Source organism: Mesorhizobium sp. B2-4-2 (assembly GCF_006442845.1).
In the GTDB taxonomy this organism is placed as follows: Bacteria; Pseudomonadota; Alphaproteobacteria; order Rhizobiales; family Rhizobiaceae; genus Mesorhizobium.
Genome location: NZ_VFVM01000014.1, coordinates 63,543 through 81,709, shown reverse-complemented (window position 1 = coordinate 81,709; position 18,167 = coordinate 63,543). Strand labels below are relative to the sequence as shown.

General features: G+C 65.6%; 12 protein-coding genes and 1 pseudogene. 3 read left to right on the top strand and 10 right to left on the bottom strand.

The features are described 5' to 3' along the window. The first annotated feature begins 1 nt into the window (after position 1). The 3 genes from trpA to FJ942_RS24945 all read left to right on the top strand — a co-directional run bounded on the left by trpA (position 2) and on the right by FJ942_RS24945 (position 3,337). Positions 2-841 (top strand): tryptophan synthase subunit alpha, encoded by an 840-nt coding sequence (trpA, locus tag FJ942_RS24955; protein ID WP_140561789.1) that lies wholly within the window; start codon positions 2-4, stop codon positions 839-841. 181 nt (positions 842-1,022) lie between these two features. Further along, entirely contained in the window at positions 1,023-1,949 is a 927-nt protein-coding gene (gene accD, locus FJ942_RS24950; RefSeq protein ID WP_140491161.1) for an acetyl-CoA carboxylase, carboxyltransferase subunit beta, read from the top strand. 62 nt (positions 1,950-2,011) lie between these two features. Continuing rightward, on the top strand, positions 2,012-3,337 hold the full coding sequence (locus FJ942_RS24945; RefSeq protein ID WP_140899276.1) for a folylpolyglutamate synthase/dihydrofolate synthase family protein: 1,326 nt from the start codon (positions 2,012-2,014) through the stop codon (positions 3,335-3,337). A 110-nt stretch (positions 3,338-3,447) separates the two neighbouring features. Here FJ942_RS24945 and FJ942_RS24940 read toward each other — a convergent pair. The 10 genes and pseudogenes from FJ942_RS24940 to ahcY form a co-directional block, all read right to left on the bottom strand. Next, positions 3,448-3,856, bottom strand: a pseudogene (locus tag FJ942_RS24940) (PIN domain-containing protein). Beyond that, on the bottom strand, positions 3,853-4,101 hold the full coding sequence (locus tag FJ942_RS24935; RefSeq protein ID WP_140517757.1) for a type II toxin-antitoxin system VapB family antitoxin: 249 nt from the start codon (positions 4,099-4,101) through the stop codon (positions 3,853-3,855). Before FJ942_RS24935 ends, FJ942_RS24940 begins: the two are co-directional and overlap by 4 nt. A 64-nt stretch (positions 4,102-4,165) precedes the next feature. Further along, positions 4,166-4,447: a cupin domain-containing protein gene (locus FJ942_RS24930; protein ID WP_140491165.1), complete on the bottom strand. Its 282-nt coding sequence runs from the start codon at positions 4,445-4,447 to the stop codon at positions 4,166-4,168. A gap of 136 nt (positions 4,448-4,583) precedes the next feature. Then, positions 4,584-4,907, bottom strand: coding sequence for a thioredoxin (gene trxA, locus FJ942_RS24925; protein ID WP_140491167.1), 324 nt, complete (start codon positions 4,905-4,907; stop codon positions 4,584-4,586). Between the two features lie 74 nt (positions 4,908-4,981). Beyond that, entirely contained in the window at positions 4,982-8,503 is a 3,522-nt protein-coding gene (gene addA / locus FJ942_RS24920) for a double-strand break repair helicase AddA (protein WP_140899274.1), read from the bottom strand. Further along, positions 8,500-11,634, bottom strand: coding sequence for a double-strand break repair protein AddB (gene addB, locus FJ942_RS24915; protein ID WP_140899272.1), 3,135 nt, complete (start codon positions 11,632-11,634; stop codon positions 8,500-8,502). The genes addA and addB overlap by 4 nt, the downstream gene beginning before the upstream one ends. Further along, positions 11,631-12,395, bottom strand: a complete 765-nt coding sequence (locus tag FJ942_RS24910) for a nucleotidyltransferase family protein (RefSeq protein ID WP_281406762.1) — start codon at positions 12,393-12,395, stop codon at positions 11,631-11,633. Before FJ942_RS24910 ends, addB begins: the two co-directional genes overlap by 4 nt. Beyond that, the gene (tsaE, locus tag FJ942_RS24905) at positions 12,392-13,903 is read right to left on the bottom strand and encodes a tRNA (adenosine(37)-N6)-threonylcarbamoyltransferase complex ATPase subunit type 1 TsaE (protein WP_140628773.1); all 1,512 of its coding nucleotides are present in this window, start codon (positions 13,901-13,903) and stop codon (positions 12,392-12,394) included. The genes FJ942_RS24910 and tsaE overlap by 4 nt, the downstream gene beginning before the upstream one ends. Before the next feature lie 8 nt (positions 13,904-13,911). After that, positions 13,912-16,467 (bottom strand): PAS domain-containing sensor histidine kinase, encoded by a 2,556-nt coding sequence (locus FJ942_RS24900; RefSeq protein WP_140899270.1) that lies wholly within the window; start codon positions 16,465-16,467, stop codon positions 13,912-13,914. 187 nt (positions 16,468-16,654) lie between these two features. Beyond that, positions 16,655-18,055 (bottom strand): adenosylhomocysteinase, encoded by a 1,401-nt coding sequence (gene ahcY, locus FJ942_RS24895; RefSeq protein ID WP_140517752.1) that lies wholly within the window; start codon positions 18,053-18,055, stop codon positions 16,655-16,657. Positions 18,056-18,167 lie beyond the last annotated feature (112 nt).

Sequence of the window (18,167 nt, the reverse complement as noted above, 5' to 3'; positions counted from 1 at the left end):
CATGGTGACCCGCATCGATCGCCGCATGGCAAAGCTCAAGAACGAAGGCCGCCCGGCGCTCGTCACCTATTTCATGGGCGGCGACCCGGACTATCAGACCTCGCTGTCGATCATGAAGGCGCTGCCAACGGCCGGCGCGGACATCATCGAACTCGGCATGCCGTTCTCCGATCCGATGGCCGATGGCCCGGCGATCCAGGCCGCGGGCTTGCGGGCGCTTAGAGGCGGCCAGACGCTGGTTAAGACGCTCAAGATGGCGGCTGACTTCCGCACCGGCGACAATGAGACGCCGATCGTTCTGATGGGCTACTACAACCCGATCTACATCTACGGCGTCGATCGCTTTCTCAAGGACGCATTGGCCAGCGGCATCGACGGGCTGATCGTCGTCGACCTGCCGCCTGAGATGGACGAGGAGCTGTGCATCCCGGCGCTGAAAGCCGGCATCAACTTCATCCGGCTGGCGACGCCGACCACCGACGACAAGCGCCTGCCCAAGGTGCTGCAGAACACGTCCGGCTTCGTCTATTACGTGTCGATGACCGGCATCACCGGTTCCGCGCTGGCCGACACCGGCAAGGTGGCTGCGGCGGTCAAGCGCATCAAGGGCCATACCGATCTGCCGGTCTGCGTCGGCTTCGGCGTCAAGACCGCCGAACAGGCGCGCGTCATCGGCGCCAATGCCGACGGCGTCGTCGTCGGTACCGCGATCGTCAATGCGGTCGCCAATGTGCTGGGGCCGAAGGGCGAAAAGACCGCCGACCCGGCCGAGGCCGTCGCCACGCTGGTCAGCGGCCTCGCGCAGGGCGTGCGGTCGGCCCGCCTTGCTGCCGCCGAATAGTTTTCCTACCTCAGGTCTTGTGCACGTCGCCATCCCGGGCGGCATGCGCTGGATCGGTTTGCCGTTTCACGGAAACGCCGAACCGCTCTATCTTTTTGCTTTATCGCAATTCCGGTCGGAAAACCGGTTCACACTTTTCCTGGAATTGCTCTAACTCTTCGTCAGGACAGGAGCCGAAGCGATGAACTGGATCACCAACTACGTTCGCCCGAAGATCAATTCGATGCTCGGCCGGCGCACCGACATGCCCGAGAACCTGTGGATCAAGGATCCCGAGACCGGGGAGATGGTGTTCCACAAGGATCTGGAATCCAACCAGTTCGTTATCCCGTCTTCGGGCCATCACATGAAGATCTCGGCCAAGGAGCGGCTGAAATACTTCCTCGACGACGGCAAATACGAACAGCTCGAAAATCCCAAGGTCATGCTGGACCCGCTGAAATTCCGCGACGAGAAGCGCTACACTGACCGGTTGAAGGACGCCAAGGCCAAGACCGGCCTGGAAGATGCCATCGTCAACGCGCTGGGCACCGTAGAAGGCCTGCCGGTGGTGGTGACGGTGCAGGATTTTGCCTTCATGGGCGGTTCGCTCGGCATGGCCGCGGGCGACGCCATCGTTCATGCCTTCGAGGTGGCCGTGCAGCGCAAGCGGCCGCTGATCCTGTTTGCCGCTTCCGGCGGCGCGCGCATGCAGGAAGGCATCCTGTCGCTGATGCAATTGCCGCGCACCACGGTTGGCGTCGACCGGCTGAAGGAAGCCGGCCTTCCCTACATCGTCGTGCTGACCAATCCGACGACCGGCGGCGTCACTGCCTCCTACGCCATGCTGGGCGACGTGCATATAGCCGAGCCCGGCGCACTGATCGGCTTCGCCGGACCGCGCGTCATCGAGCAGACCATCCGGGAAAAACTGCCGGACGGCTTCCAGCGCTCCGAATATCTGATGGAGCACGGCATGGTCGACATGGTGGTGTCGCGACTGGAGATGCGCCGGACCATCGCGCGGCTCTTGAAGATGCTGCTCAAGATGCCGGAAGAGCACAAGCCCCTGGAGCCGGAAATCCTGCCGCCGGCGGTGGTCGCGACGGAAGCACGGCCGCAGGCCTGACGCGACACTCTTTGCCGCGAACCGCGATTGCGCGCGATCCATCGCGCGCTTAGGACTCCTACATGACCACGCTTGCCGCCGACCGTGAAATCGAAGCGCTGATGGCGCTTCACCCGAAAGGCTTCGACCTTTCGCTCGACCGCATTTCACGGCTGCTGGAGCGGCTGGGCAATCCTCAGGACTTGCTGCCGCCGGTGATCCACATCGCCGGTACCAACGGCAAGGGCTCCTGCGCCGCCTTCTCGCGGGCGCTTCTGGAAGCGTCCGGCCGGCTCGTGCACGTGCACACCTCGCCGCATCTGGTCAGCTGGCACGAGCGCTACCGGCTGGCGGCCGATGGCGGCGGCAGGTTGGTCGAGGACGATATCTTCGCCGAGGCCATCGCCCGCGCCGCCAAGGCCAATGGCGGCGAGAAGATCACCGTTTTCGAGATCCTCACCGCCGTCACCTTCATCCTGTTTTCGGAGCATCCGGCCGATGCCGCCATCGTCGAGGTCGGTCTCGGCGGCCGCTTCGACGCCACCAATGTCATCGCCAGGCCGGCTGTCTCGGTGATCATGCCGGTGTCGATGGACCACGAAGCCTATCTCGGCGACCGCGTCGAACTGATCGCGGCCGAGAAGGCCGGCATCATCAAGCGCGGCTGCCCGGTGGTCATCGGGGCGCAGGAAACCGAGGCGGCGCAGCAGGTGCTGATCGAAACCGCCGAGCGGCTCGGCTGCCCGACCCTGATCTATGGACAGGATTTCCTCGCCTTCGAGGAGAACGGCCGCATGGTCTATCAGGACGATGATGGCTTGATGGATCTGCCGCCGCCGCGGCTGCCCGGGCGCCACCAGTTCGCCAACGCGGCCGCCGCGATCGCCGCCGTCAAGGCAGCCGGCTTCGAGATCAGCCACCGTGCCGCCGAGAAGGCGATGACCACTGTCGCCTGGCCGGGGCGGATGCAGAAGCTGTCGCAAGGCAGGCTGACGGAACTGGCGCCGAAGGGCGCCGACATCTGGCTCGACGGCGGCCACAATCCGGGCGCCGGCGTGGTCGTCGCCGAAGCGCTGGCCGAACAGGAAGAGAAGAACCCCAGGCCGCTTTTTCTCATCTCCGGCATGATCAACACCAAGGACCAGAGCGGCTATTTCCGCGCCTTCAATGGCCTCGCCCGGCACGTCTATACCGTGCCGGTGAGCCTGAGCGACGCCAGCGTGCCGAACGACGAACTGGCGGCCCGCGCCACGGAGGCCGGGCTTACGGCCGAGCCGGTGAGTTCCGTCGCCAGCGCGCTGATGTTGCTGCGCGACACCTGGGACGGCCCGCCGCCGCGAATCCTGATCGGCGGCTCGCTCTATCTGGCTGGCGCGGTGTTGGCGGAGAACGGCACGCCGCCGACGTGACGTGGCGATAATCGGAAATCTATCCTACCCGCCGCCGGAAAACGATCTCGGCTTGGGAAAACGTCATGGCACAACGTATCAAAGACGCTTCGCGTGAATCCGTTTCAACGCTAGAAATCCCACGGTGAGATCAGGTCGAGGTTGGCCGCGCCAAAATCATTGAGGTTGCGCGTCGCCAGCCGACCACCACTTACACGCACGATCGCGGCGATCATGCCATCGGGAGCCGACATTCCACGGCCCAGGCGGCTGGCGGTTCCCATAATCTCCCCGTAAGCCAGCGCAGCCTCTTCCGTCAGCCCAAAAATCCGGTCGGCGAAGCGACAGCGCCATTGAGAAAGCCCCTGCTCCAGGCGATCCGCACGCTCACCAGGTCGGATTTTGTGAATGCCGAAAGCGACTTCAGCAATCGTCACCGTGGGCCAATTCAGCATCGTTGCGGACAAGCCAGGCGAGAACGGCTTCGTCCGGTGCCTTCTTGAGTGTCTCTGACATCACATCGGTGTCGACGAAAATCAAAGCTCGGGTCCAGCATGAACCAGGCGGCCGTCGCGGATGATTTCCTTCAGATCGATATCGACGCCACAACTGGCCGTGAGGCGGGCGTAGAAGGTGGTGGCGGGCTCGCGTCCCGCCTCACGGATCTCGTACGATTCAAGCGCCCGCTCGACGACATCTGTTATCGAGCGATTTTCGCGACGAGCAAGTCTATGAGCCAGGTCGCGTGCTTTTGCGCTACGGACCGAGAGCTGAGGTTCGGCCATCTCAAACTCCGTTGTTGGAAGATATATATACCGGTTTCCGCTGCGGTATTCGAGGCGAACGCCGCTATTTCAGCTCGATCTCAATGAAGGCGTATTCGCCGTCATTGGCGCTGATGACGTCGTGCTCGACGCCTTCCCTGCGGAAATAGGGCGCGCCTTTCTTCATTTCGGCGAAGGATTCGCCGTCCTTGGTCAGAAGCTTTACCTTGCCGTCCATCAGCGGCACGACAACATAGTCGTGGCCATGGCGGTGCCAGCCGGTGTTGTCGCCCGGCTGAAAGCGGTATTCCGTGACGATGACGCGCTCATTGTCGATGAAGACGGTGGCCTTGGCGGATCCGGTCATTTTTCCTCTCCCTACATCTGCTGCCAGCAGAAGACATGGAGGCCCCGGACGTCAGGGCCAGAGCGGGCGACCAATGACGCCAACAAAAAGCCCGGCGCGATTCGGCTCGGGCTTGATGTCAGGAATTTCGGATTGATCAGGCGAGATTACCGTTGATCCAGTGCGACAGCGCGGTCTTGGGCGCGGCGCCAACCTTCACGTCGGCTCTTTCGCCGCCCTTGAAGATCATCAGCGTCGGGATCGAGCGCACGCCGAATTCCGCTGCCAGTTCGGGATTCTCGTCGATATTGAGCTTGGCGATCTTCACCTTGCTGCCGAGCTCATTGGCGATGTCTTCCAGCGCCGGCGCGATCATCTTGCAGGGACCGCACCATTCCGCCCAGAAATCCACCACGACCGGCTCCTTGGCATCGAGCACAGCGGTCTGGAAATTGTTCTTGTCGACCTTGACGGTAGCCATGCGGAAATCCTTTCGAAATTTTTCGTCGCACCAAATGTGGTGGTTGCCGCGCCCTTCTTCAAGCAGTTCTTGTGTCACGCTCGCGTGAGTCGGGCAAGAGCGTCATCCATGGCCCGAGCCGGCAGTTCGATCAGCCGCGGCGCCTCCGTGAACAGCAAGGCCGCCGTGACTTCGCGGCCGGGATAGAGCGGCCGCAGCAAGGCGCGATAGAGCGCGAGCTGCAGCAGATAGGCGGGCGGAACCTCGCCCAGCGAGGCGGGCGCCGGCCGATTGGTCTTGTAATCGATGATGGATACGCGGTCCGGCGTCACCGCCAACCTGTCGATCTTGCCGGAAATCGAGCGTTTCGTGCCCTTGACGTCGAGGCTGCCCATGACCGCCACTTCGGCGCGCGAAGAGGGTCCGAAAAGCGGCGCGAAACGCGGATCGGCAAGGATCGCCATCACCGAGGCGACCGCCTTTTCGCACTCGCCGGCCGGCCATTGCGCGCCGGCGCGGGCGAGATAACGTTCGGCTGCGCCCTGGCGTTCGTCTTGCGCCACGCCGGGCAGCATCTGCAGCAGTTTGTGCAGCGCCAGGCCTCGCATGACGGCGAAGCCGGGTTCGGCGTCGCCATCCAGCACTGGCGAGCCGGTGTCGATGACGCTTTCCTTGCCCTCGTCGATCAGGGCGGAGGCTCCGGATGGCGACAGCGGGCGCGGCAGGTCCTCGTATGGCGGCAGCGGCTTGAACAAGATTTCGGGCGGCGGCCCGAAGTCCCGCGTCTGCCTGGCTTCGCTCTCGGCGACCGGTGCAAACGGCGGCAATCCGGTCACCTGGAAGCGATGCACTGAGACGCCGCCGCCGGCCGGATGCGGATACTCGGCACTCTCCGGCGCCCCGACCAGGGCACGGCTGACGAGCGAATGCCAGGTGCCGGCGTTCGGTGCGCGCTTGCCGTGATAACCGCAAACGATCAGCCTGTCCTCGGCCCGGGTCATGCCGACATAGAGCAGCCGCCGGTACTCGTCATCGGCGAGATCGCGCGCCCTGGCCGCGGCAGCCTTCGAAATCCCGTTGGCGACGTCGCTGGTCGAACGCCAGAGAAAGCCCTTGCCGCTCCAGTTCAGCCCGGAACCCTCGAACGGCATCAGGCGCGGCAGATGCTGATCGCTGAACGGAGCCGAACCGCCATCGACCAGGAAGACGACAGGCGCCTCGAGCCCCTTGGCTGCATGCACGGTCATGACGCGGACCTCGTCGCGGGTCTGGTCCATCTCGCGCTTGATTTCTGGGCCGGCGCTCTCCAGCGTCGACAGGAAGGCTTCCAGCCCGGGCAAGCCGGTCCGCTCCTCGGCAAGGCAGAAACTCAGGAATTCGTCGAGAATGTCCCCGGCTTCCGGCCCGAGCCGCGCAACCATCTTGCGGCGCACGCCACCGCGTGCCAGCAGGCCGGCATAGAATTCGAACACCGGCTTGAAGACGGCCTCGTTGGCCCAGATGTCGAGTTGAGCGGCGACCGCCGCGAGCGCTTCGCTTTGGCTGGCATGCTGGCGCAGGGACCCGGCCAGCGACAGGCCGGATGGTCTTTGCGCGGCCAGTGTGAAAAGCATCTCTTCCGACAGATCGAAGATCGGGCTCCGCAGCACGGCGGCGAGCGACAGATCGTCCTGCGGCTGGATCAGGAAATGGCCGAGCGCGATCAGGTCCTTGACCGCAATGTGGCCGGGCAGGCTCAACCGGTCGGCGCCGGCGACCGGGATGTCACGACGTTTCAGGGCACGCGTCAGTGCATGAACGAAGCGATCGCGCTTGCGCACCAGCACCAGCACGTCGCCAGGGCGCAGCCTCTTGCCGCGGCCTTCGATGACCTCGCCATTGCCGATCCAGCCGGCAAGGGTGGCGGCGACGTTTTCGGCAACCCGAACCGCCGGCGCGCGGGCATGGTCGACTGCCTGCGTCCAGTCGTCCGGCTCGTCGACGACATCGGCGCCGATGGATGGCCAGACCTCGACATAGCCCGGTGCATCGGTGCGTATCGCCTTGTGGCTCAGCGGGTCGGGGTCATGGCTGATGCCGCGCCGCACGACCGGATCGGCGAAGACACGGTCGACAGCGGCCAGAACATCGTCGGTCGAGCGGAACGACCAGGTGAGCTTCAGATCGGCGAAGGGCGCATCGGCGTCGCGCACCTTGCTTGCGAACAGGAGCCTGCTGTCGGCGAAGGAATCCGGCGCCGCTCCCTGGAAGGAATAGATCGACTGTTTTTCGTCACCGACAGCGAAGATCGTCCGATGCGCGGTGTCGCGGGCGCCGATGCCGGCGAAGAATTCCTCGGCCAGCCGCTTCACCACCTCCCACTGGTCGGGGCTGGTGTCCTGCGCCTCGTCGAGCAGGATGTGGTCGATGCCCTGGTCGAGCTTGTATTGCACCCACGGGCCGGCATCGGGCCTGGCCAGGAGACTGACGGTGCGGGTGATCAGGTCGTTGAAGTCGAGGAACCCGCGGCCACGCTTCAACTGTTCGTAGCGGGCGATCAGCCAGTCGGCCAGCGTCAGCGCGGCGCGCGTGCCCTCCAGCATCCGGAACAGGGCGAGCCGGTCGACCGTCTCGACGATTGCGGTGGTCGCCGAGAGATAGCGCTCCGCCAGGTCCGGCAGCCGGTCGAGCAGCGCCTTCTTGAAGGCCTTGGCTGGATCGTAGACGTCGCCGTCGGCCTTCAGGAAAGCCCGCGAAAGCAGCTGCAGGCGGCGCACGGGGTCGGTTTTCGCGAAAGCCAGGCGCGCATGAGGCAAGATGTTGTTGAGCACCGTCCTGGCGTCGGCGGCCTCCGCCGCCTGGGCGAAGCCGGCAAAATAATCCGGCAGGAAGCCGGGCAGCGGCCAGATGGCGGCCGCTATGCCTTCCGCGGTCTGGCCGGGGCGGAATTGGAATTCGTCGAACAGCGTCTGGAAGTTCGGGCCGCCTCGATCGATTTCACCGATGAAGGCGCCCAGTTCGTCGCGCTTGCGGACGATCTCACCCAGCAAAGCGTCGAGCCCGGCCTCGCCACCGCGCTCGAGCACGGCGGCGAAAGCTTCGGCGAGGTCCGGCCGATCCGCCGCGCTGCCCGAAATCATTTCACGGCGCGCGGCGGCGAACAACGATGCCTCCATCTGCGGGTCGAGCATCTCGAAATGCGCGGGGATGTTGGCTTCCAGCGGGAACTGGTGCAGCACCGATTCGCAGAAGGCATGAATGGTCTGGATCTTCAGGCCGCCGGGCGTTTCCAGCGCCTCGGCAAACAGGCGGCGGGCGCGGCGCATGGTTTCGCGGTCGGGCCGGCGGCCATCGAGCGCCTCGACCCTCACCGCCAATTCGGCATCGCCGAGCGCGATCCATTCCGACAATGTCGAGAAAACCCGGTTCGACATGTTGGCGGCGGCGGCGCGCGTATAGGTCAGGCACAGTATCTTCGACGGATCGGTGCCGCGAAGCAGGAGCCGGATGACGCGCTGGGCCAGCACATGGGTCTTGCCGGACCCGGCATTGGCCGACACCCAGGCGGAATTCCTCGGATCCGAGGCGCTGGCCTGCCTAGCGGCGGTTTCGCCGGGGATGGGATAGGCTTTCTTCATGCCTCCCCTCCCTCATCGTCCGCATCGCCGCCCGCCGACCATTCGAGCACGCGGGCGAGATGGTCGTAGTCGCCGTCGGTCTCGCCTTCGCGGAACGGCAGTGCCCGCGACAGATAGCCGGCCGCCGGATCGGCATAGTGGATGAGCAATTTCTCCAGCCGCGCCCAGGCCTCCTCGGCGAGGTCCGTGGCGGTGCGTGGCTGCCGGTTGTATTCGAGGATCGATTCCTCGAAAACCTCGCCATTCGGCTTCAGCCTGACGAAAGCCAATTGCGAGGGCTCGCGCGCGCCGAGTTCCTGGAAAGCGCCGCGCCTGAGCAACGCGCCCTCCAGCGCCAGTTGCGGCGACAGCAGCGTGTGCGCCTGGGCCTTGGAAGGCGAGGAGCCGGTCTTGTAGTCCAATATGTCGGCCATGCCGCCATGGAGAAGATCGACCCGGTCGGCATAGCCCGACAGGGTGATCCCGGATTGGCCGACCATGGTCTTGCCCGCTCGCGCCTCGGCGTGGCGCCGGGCCACGGCCCCAGCGCGGCCGCGTTCCCATTCGATGATGCTGGCGGCGAGTTTTTCGAAACGCGGCCACCAGACCGCCTCGACATCGGTGGGAAGTGCTGCCTCGGCGAAGCAGGTCCGGCCGGCGGCGAGCAGGCCGGCCAGCGCATCGGGAGCACGCGGATCGGCCACGCTGCCCGAGAACAGATGCAGGATGGCGTGGAACAGCGTGCCGCGCTCGGCCGCACCCGGGTCGCGGATGACCGGGTCGAGCGGCAGCAGGCCGAGGATGCGCCTGGCATAGATGGCGTAGGGATCGCGACGCAGCGTCTCGATCTCGGTGACCGAGAAATGGGTTGGACGCAGCGCGACCGGCGGCTTCGGCTGCGGGCGCGGCGCGAAGTCCCGCCGCGGGCCGGTATCGAGCGCGCGCGCCCAGGCGATGAGTTCGTCGCCGCGTTCGGCAAGCCTGGCTGCCTGGTCCTTGCCGATATAAGTGAGAATGCGCTGCAGCCAGCGCGAGGGCACGGCGGGCGCGTCACCGGCGCGTGCGGAGCGCGACAGCACCACCTTCGCCGCCCCCATGGCCATCTGGAAATCATGCGCGGCAAGCCCAATGCGCCGTTCGGGCGGCTCCAGGTCGATGCCGGTCTTCATCAGCCGCGACATGAAGCGATCGCTTTCGGGTTTGCGCGGCCACACGCCTTCGTTCATGCCGCCGATGACCAGCGTGTCGACATTCTGCAAGCGGGCTTCCAGCGCCCCCCAGATGGCGATGTTCCTGTCTGTGCCCTGCGCCGGCTTGACCGTCTCGGGCGCGATCAGCGCCGCCATGACATCTGGCCATTCGTCGGCGGCAAACGACAGCGGCACGGACGCCGCGACCAGTCCACGCAACAGGTCGGCCAGTTTCTCTCCGGCATCGCCGGCATAGAGTGCGCCAAGCCCGCCATCGGCCGCACGGCCGAGATTTTCCAACACCACGACGCTGGCCCCGACCAGCGCGACAAGACCGGCGTCGACCTGGCCGCGAAAGGCGGCAAGCGGCGCCAGCGCTTCGTTGAGACGTCCGAGCAAATTCCGCGCGCCTTCGATGGCGCGCACGGTCAGCCGGGCAAACCAGAAAGGCCGCCTGCTGTCGGCGCCGAGGTCAACCAGGCGGGCTTCGAACAGGTCCGGCAGCGACGCGATGTCGGGGCGGCCGGTGCCGCCGCGCAGCGCCACCAGCTCGATCAGTTCCGCCGCATGGCGAACGCTCGTCCGGTCCAGGCCAAGGGCAAGCAGGGGATGCTTGAGCAACGACAGCAGGCCGACGGGGTCACCGGGGCGGAACACCGCCTGCAACGCCAGCCCAAGCAGGCCGGCGGCGGGCGTGTTGGAAAGCGGCACACCGCCGGAATCGTCGGCGACGACGCCGAAGCGGGCGAGCTCGACCGAGACGCGGCGCGCCAGCGCCCGGTCGCCGGTAACGAGAGCCGCCCTTTGGCCGGGCTGCTCGACGGCGCGCTTGAGCGCGACGGCGATCGCCACGGCTTCATCGCGTTCGCTGGCCGCTTCCAGCAGGCTCACGCCGGAGAACGCCTGCTCGATGTCGGAGGCGGAAAAGCCGCTGCGCGTCTCGGCCCACAATTCGGTGGTCTCGGCCGGCCGCAGCGCTTCGCCCACGAGGGCGGCGCGAAGCGCGAGTTCATGTCCGGCCGCGCCTATCTCCTCGACATCGCCGCGCAGCACCCCGATGGTGCCGATCAGCTTGGCGAGGCCGTATTGCGGATGGCCGAGCACGGCCGGACGTGCGCCCGGCGCCGTGATGGCCTGGAAGGACGGCTCATCCATCGTCCGGTCGAGGCCTGGCAGCACGATGGCTCCGCCCCCCAAGCGGGCGATGGCGGCCAGCAGCTCTGCCGTGGCGGGGATGGAGCCGGTGGAACCGGCGGCGATAACCGGCCCGGCGGGCGGATTGCGCCGCAACCGCGCCGCTTCCAGCCGGAGCAGGGCGCTGCGATGCGCGGCCGGGTTGGAGAGGTTCCGTTCCCCAAGGAATTTCGGCCAGGCTTCGGTGACGATGCCGAGGAAATCGAGCGTGACCTGCCACCATCCCGCGAGATTGCCGCTCACCAGGTCAGCGAGCCGCGTCCAGTCCGTGCCTTCCGTCTCGATCTCATCCATAAGCCGGGCGAGATCGCGCGCCAGCCAGATCGCATCGGCGGCGGAGGCCGGAATGACGATCTCCTCGTCGAAAAGCGCCGCCACATGCGCCGGCAGCCGGCGTTTCCAGGCGCGCACCAACGGCGCCAGCAGCAGCAGGCGTTCGGTTGCCGCGATCGGCGGAGCGAGGTCGATGGCCGACGACGCTTCCGTCTCGAACGCTGCCTCGTCCTCGTCGAATTCGCCGAGCGGCCGGATGACCGGCAGAATCGCCGAACCGCCGCCGCCCCTGGCCGACAGGCTGTCGACGAAGACGCCACGCAAGGCGCGCGCGGCGCGGCGCGTCGGCACATAGATGATGACATCGGCCAAAGCGAGCGGGTCGCCATCGAAGCGAAAGCCCGGAACAAGACGCCCGGCCAGCAGCGCCTCGGCAAGCGTCGGCAGAAACGGCGCACCGGGCGGAATGGAGAAAACGCGGCCCGGGCCGCTCATTGCAACTCGGCTAGCGCGTCGGCGACCGCCGCTTCCGCGCTGGCAATAGCGTCAGGCGTGCCGACGGTGATCCAATGGCCATACATCGGCATGCCGGACAGCCGGCCGGCGGCGATCGCCTTGTCGAAGTAGGCGTTAAGTGAATGAGGTTCCGGCAGGGCACCCTTGAAGATGCGCGGATGGGCGATCGCCGCCCCGGCATAGATCAGGCCCGCCGGATCGCCCTTGGAACGCCGCAGGGTGCCGTCCGGCGCCACCAGGAAATCGGTGCTGCCGCAGTGTCCGGTCGCCTGATGGAGATCCGCCAGCATCAGCAGAATATCCATTTTCGCGGCGTCCCATGCAAGGGCGAGACGGTTGAGATTGGGCGTTCCTTGGTCGATCCAGAAGGTGTCGGCGTTGAGGATGTAGAAGGGCTGTTGGCCGAGCTCCGGCAGCGCCTTGACGATGCCGCCGGCGGAATCGAGCAACCGCTCGCTCTCGTCCGAAATGACGATCCGCGGAGCATGGCGCGCGCCGAGATGGGCGACGATCTGTTCGGGAAGATAGTGCACGTTGACGACGGCCTTGCCGATTCCGGCCGCGGCGAGACTGTCGAGGCCCCAGTCGAGCAGCGTCTTGCCGGCGATCCTGACCAGCGGCTTGGGGATCGTGTCGGTGATCGGCCGCATGCGCTTGCCGAGCCCTGCGGCAAGCACTATCGCAGTTTTGGGCACGATCGCAGTTTTGGGCACGCTCGCTGCGTCCGGTATCGATGTCACGGCGTTTGCTCCTCCAGCAGACCGTGAGCGGTATAGAACTCGCGAAGGCCGGCCAAGGCAGGATGAGACAGCGCCCGGCGCAGATAGTCGCGGATACGCGGCAAGTGCTTCAGATAATAGGGCTTGCCGTCGCGTTTTTCGAGCCGGACGAAGATGCCGAGGATCTTGGAATTGCGCTGCGCCGCCATGATCGCATAGGCCTCGAGGAATGCCGCCTCGTCAAATGGGCCGGCCGCGTGGCGGGCGGCGACATAGGCATCGAGCGTGCGTTTCTCGATGCCTGGCGGGATGGTGACGCGCGCGTCCATGGCCAGAGAGGCGACGTCGTAAGCGGCGGGGCCGATCAACGCGTCCTGGATATCGACGATACCGAGCCGGTCATGGCCGGAGCGCTCAGCGCGCCAGATGATGTTCGGCGAATGAAAGTCACGCAGCATCAGCGTGTATTGGCTGTCAGCGAGCCGATCGAGAACCGCGTTCCACTCCTTGTGGTAGCCGACGCGCAAGGCATCGCCTGCCGACGCGCCCGTCAGCATCGGAACGTACCAATCGACCAGCAGGTCCGCCTCGATCAGCATGGCGTCGCGGTCGAAGGGCGGCACATCGTGAAACACACCCGGTGCGGCCTCCATCCGGTGGGGCCAGGTCTTGCCATGCATCATGGCGAGCAGTTCGGCCGCCGCCTCATAGCGCTCGGCGACCGGCCTGCCATGCCCGTCCAGGAAACCTTCGGAGCCCAGATGTTCGAGCAGCAGGAATCCCTGGTCGAGATCCTGCGCATGGATTTCGGGAACGCTGACCCCGGCGGCGAGCAGCGCGCGGTCGATGGCGGCGAAGGCTGACACCGACTGGGCGGTGTGGGCGATGACGCCATAGGGCTTGCCGTCGCGCACCGGCGGGCCCAGCACCAGCCGCGGCGAGTTCATCAGCACCCTCGCGGCGTGGCCTGGAAGCGAGACAATTTCGTAGGAGCGGGCAGAGGCATCGCCGATGAAATGGCGGCGGCTGGCCTCGCCCCATCCAGCGCCTTCGAGGAAATCACGCATGGCGAGCGACCGCGCCACCCGATCGTAGGCAGCGCCTTGCCCGGACAGTCTCGCCAATCGGCCATCGCCATGCTGGACGAGTTCGATCAGCACGGCGGTCCCAGGCAAATAACCCTCGGCCCGTTCCGGCCATTCGACAAGGGCCGCGCCTTGCGCCAACGCCTCGTCGAAGCCCAGTTCATCGAGCTCGGCTGCCGAGGACAGGCGGTAGAGGTCGAAATGATGGACCGGGATGCGCGTATCGTAGCTTTGCACAAGGGTGAAGGTAGGACTCGGCACGTCGAGACCGGCATCGTCGGCCAAGGCCCTGATCAGCGCCCGCGCCAGCGTCGATTTGCCCGCGCCGAGATCGCCCTTCAGCGCCAGGACGTCGCCGGCGCGCAACGCCAGCGCCAGATCCTCACCCAGCCGCGCTGTCTGTGTTTCGTCGGCGAGTAAACGCTCGAGCATCAATGCGGCCATCGAGTGCGCTACTCGGCCGCGGCGCGGATGCCCGGCATGTCGGGAAAGGTGCAGATGACGGTCGTGCCCTTGTCCTTGCCGGTTTCGATGCGGACGCTGCCGCCATGCAGCTCGACGAAGCTCTTGACGATCGACAGTCCGAGCCCGGCGCCGCGCCGGCGGCCGCCATTGGCGCGCGGCTCGAAGCGGCGGAACACCGAGTCAAGCACGTCGGGCGGCATGCCGGGTCCATCGTCATGGACCGAGAATTCCACCCCGTCCGCCAACTGACGGCAGGCGAGCCGGATGGCGCTGGCCTCCGGCGCGTAGTTGGCGGCGTTGCTGAGCAGGTTGTAGAGTATCTGGCGGATGCGGATTTCGTCACCGTGGAAGGTCTTCGGCGCCGCGGCGGCATCGACCTCGAGCCTGATTGAATGCTCTTCCAGCCGGTCGGCAACCAGCTCGGCGGCGGCGGCGATCGTGCGGTCGACATGGACCTCGGAAATGTCGAGCTGCATGATGCCGGCATCGACCGTGGCCAGGTCGAGTATGTCGTTGACGATGGTCAAAAGCACCGAGGACGACGAGCCGACATGCTCGACATATTCGCGCTGCTTCTGCGTCAGCGGGCCGGTGGCCGGCAGCGACAGCAGTTCGGTGAAGCCGATGATGTTGGTCAGCGGCGAGCGCAGTTCGTAGGACACGTGCTGGACGAATTCGTTCTTGAGCTGGTCGGATTTCTCCAGCGCCTCGTTCTTGTCCTTGAGCGCGCGTTCGACACGGACGCTGTCGGTAACGTCGACGAAGGTCATCATCACCTGCCCGTTGGGCAGGGGGATCACGGCGTAGCGCAGCACGGTGCCGTTGTTGAGCTCGGTCTGGCCGTGGCGGTCGCGGCGCTCGTCGTCGAAGCCGGTGATGGCGGCGACGAAGCCGCCCCACGGGCTGTCGATCGCTTGCAGGTCGCAAAGCTCACGGATTGCGGAAACATGGACATTGGGCCGGGCGGTTTCGGCGTCCAGGCCCCACAAAGTAGCAAATGCCGGGTTCGACAGGCGCAGCCTGCCGTCGGGACCGAACACCGCCACGCCTTCGGCGAGGTTGTCGAGTGTTTCGCCCTGGACCCGCACCGCGGTGCGGTAGCGGCTTTCGAGGTCCATCTTCTCGGTCAGGTTCTCGAACACCCAGGTGACGCCGCCCTTGGGCTGCGGGTTGGCGACGACGCGGATGGTCTTGCCGTCGGGCAGGTGCCACCAATGCTCCTGCGATTCCACCGCGCGGTAGGCGCCGAGCAGGCCTTCCTTCCAGCGACGCCACTCCGGCTGCTCGGCGATCTTGCCCTCGCTGCGCAGCCGATCCAGCAGCAAAGCGTTATCGGGCGCGCTGTGCAGGAAGCCTGCATCGAGGCCCCAGAGCTTCTGGAAAGCCTGGTTGAAGAAGCGCAGCTTCTCGTCGGTGTCGAAGATCGCGACCGCCGTGTTGAGCTGGTCGAGCGTGTCGGCGTGGCTGCGCACGGTGCGCTCATATTCGCTGCGGATGGTTTCGATGGCGCTGGTGTCGCAGGCAAGTCCCGCCGAACCGTCGGCGCCGGCGAAATCGGTCACCGCGAAAACGCGGCGGTCGCCTTCGATCACCGTGGAAAGCGTCTGTTCGAAGACCGGGTGCGACTTGTGCTGGGCAGCGATCGCGTCGCGCGCCTGGCCGCCGAGGAATTCCTTGGCGTCGCGGACGGCCATCTCCGCGCTTTCGGCCTCGACCGCTTCGGCATAGGCCCGGTTCACCCATCTCAGGCGGCCGTCCTCGCCGCGCAGCCATGCCGGCATCTTCAGCGCCTCGAGCAGGCCGATCATCGTATCATGATCGGCGGCCAGCCGCTGGTTTTCGATCTTCAGCCGGGCCTGGCTGCGTTGCGTCTCGGAAAGGGAAACGAACCGCACCAGCACATGCGCCGCGCTCTTGCGGCCATGCACTTCCAGCGGAGCGCCGGTCTGCGTTTCGATGACGAGGTCGAAGGACACGGCTCTTTCGCGCAGCCCCGCGACGGCATGCTCGAGTGCCGCAGCCGAGCGCGGCATCAGCCAGCGGCCGAAGGCAAGGAAGGCGGCCCGCTCCTCGGGCGCGCCGCTTTCGACCGGCAGCGTGCCGATGAGCTCGGGTTTCTTGTTCTCCGAGGCCCAGACGACGACACGCTGGTCGCGCAAGTTGAGCAGCGCCTCCGAACGGCGCAGCGCCGCGTTGATGTCCGCGATGCGGCTCCTGAGCTCGACATTTTCGGCCGAGGTGCGCGCTCTCTCCCGGATCAGAACGATGGCCGACAGGAATGCCGCTCCCATCACTCCGACAAAGACAGCAAGCTGCACGACCTCGACCGTGCTCACCGATAGGCTTGCGGCCTCCGCACCAGCAGCCTGGGCGTGGGCCACCGTGCCGGCCAAAGGCCAGCCAAGTGCGGAGCCGGCAAGGAAAAGTCCGGCGCGCGCGCGCCATGAAGGGCGCCCGCCTCGCGTGGCGGTGCCGGTAATCCTCGAATCGTCATGGCCGCCGGAAACGGCCCGTCCCGCGCAAAGCGGGTTATCCCCCGGCATGTCTTGGTCCTCTTCGCCGCCTGAATGCAAGACCGCCCTGATGCGTACGCCGGTCCTCGTCCCCGGACCGCGAATCACAACAATAGCGCCTGCTGGAATCGGCGTGAAGAATCATTCGGCGCAAAAATAAAGCCGGGCGAAAAGTCAATCGCCCGGCGTCAATATCTGGTAGTAAATTCAGCTTTGGTTAATAGCGGTAGTGTTCCGGCTTGAACGGACCCTGCGGGGTCACGCCGATATAGGCTGCCTGTTCGCCCGACAGTTCGGTCAGGCGAGCGCCGAGCTTGTCGAGATGCAGGCGCGCGACCTTCTCGTCGAGATGCTTGGGCAGCACGTAGACCTGGTTCTGGTACTGCTCGCCCTTGGTGAACAGCTCGATCTGCGCCAGCACCTGGTTGGTGAAGGACGCCGACATGACGAAGCTCGGATGGCCGGTGGCGTTGCCGAGGTTGAGCAGGCGGCCTTCCGACAGCAAGATCATGCGCTTGCCATCGGGGAAGGTGATCATGTCGACCTGAGGCTTGACGTTGGTCCATTTCAGGTTGCGCAGCGATGCCACCTGGATCTCGTTGTCGAAGTGACCGATGTTGCCGACGATCACCATGTCCTTCATCGAACGCATGTGGTCGAGGGTGACGACATCCTTGTTGCCGGTGGTGGTGATGACGATGTCTGCGGTGGGTGCGGCATCTTCGAGCGTGACGACCTCGAAGCCGTCCATCGCCGCCTGCAGGGCGCAGATCGGATCGACCTCGGTGACCTTGACGCGGGCGCCGGCGCCCTTCAGCGAGGCGGACGAGCCCTTGCCGACGTCGCCATAGCCGCAGACGACGGCGACCTTGCCGGCCATCATGGTGTCGGTGCCGCGGCGGATGCCGTCGACCAGCGATTCCTTGCAGCCATATTTATTGTCGAATTTCGACTTGGTGACGGAGTCGTTGACATTGATGGCCGGGAAAGGCAGCAAGCCCTTCTTCTGCAGCTGGTAGAGCCTGTTGACGCCGGTGGTCGTCTCTTCGGTGACGCCCCGGATCGCTTCCTTCTGCTTGGTGAAGAAGCCGGGCGAAGCCTTCATGCGCTTCTTGACCTGGGCATAGAAATATTCCTCCTCCTCGCTGTGCGGATTGGACAGCACGTCCTCGCCGGCCTCGGCGCGCGCGCCGATCAGGATGTACATGGTGGCGTCGCCGCCATCATCGAGGATCATGTTGGAGGTGCCGCCGTCGGCCCACTGGAAAATCCTGTCGGTGTAGTCCCAGTACTGCTCAAGCGTCTCGCCCTTGACGGCGAAGACCGGGATGCCGGCCTCGGCGATGGCAGCAGCCGCATGGTCCTGGGTCGAGAAGATGTTGCAGGAAGCCCAGCGTATATCGGCACCGAGCGCCTTCAGCGTCTCGATCAACACCGCGGTCTGGATGGTCATATGCAGCGAGCCGGTGATGCGCGCGCCCTTGAGCGGCTTCTTGGAGCCGAATTCCTCGCGGCAGGCCATCAGGCCCGGCATTTCGGTTTCGGCGATCTCGATTTCCTTGCGGCCCCAGCCGGCAAGCGAGATGTCGGCGACCACATAGTCCTTGCTACCCGTCATGGCAGTGCTCCGATGCGAATTGTTACGCTATTGAATTGTTTGCGGATGCGCCCGCGCCGGCAGGCGCGTCGAAGGGCGCGAATTGCCCGCCTGACTAGCAGATCGGCGTCAA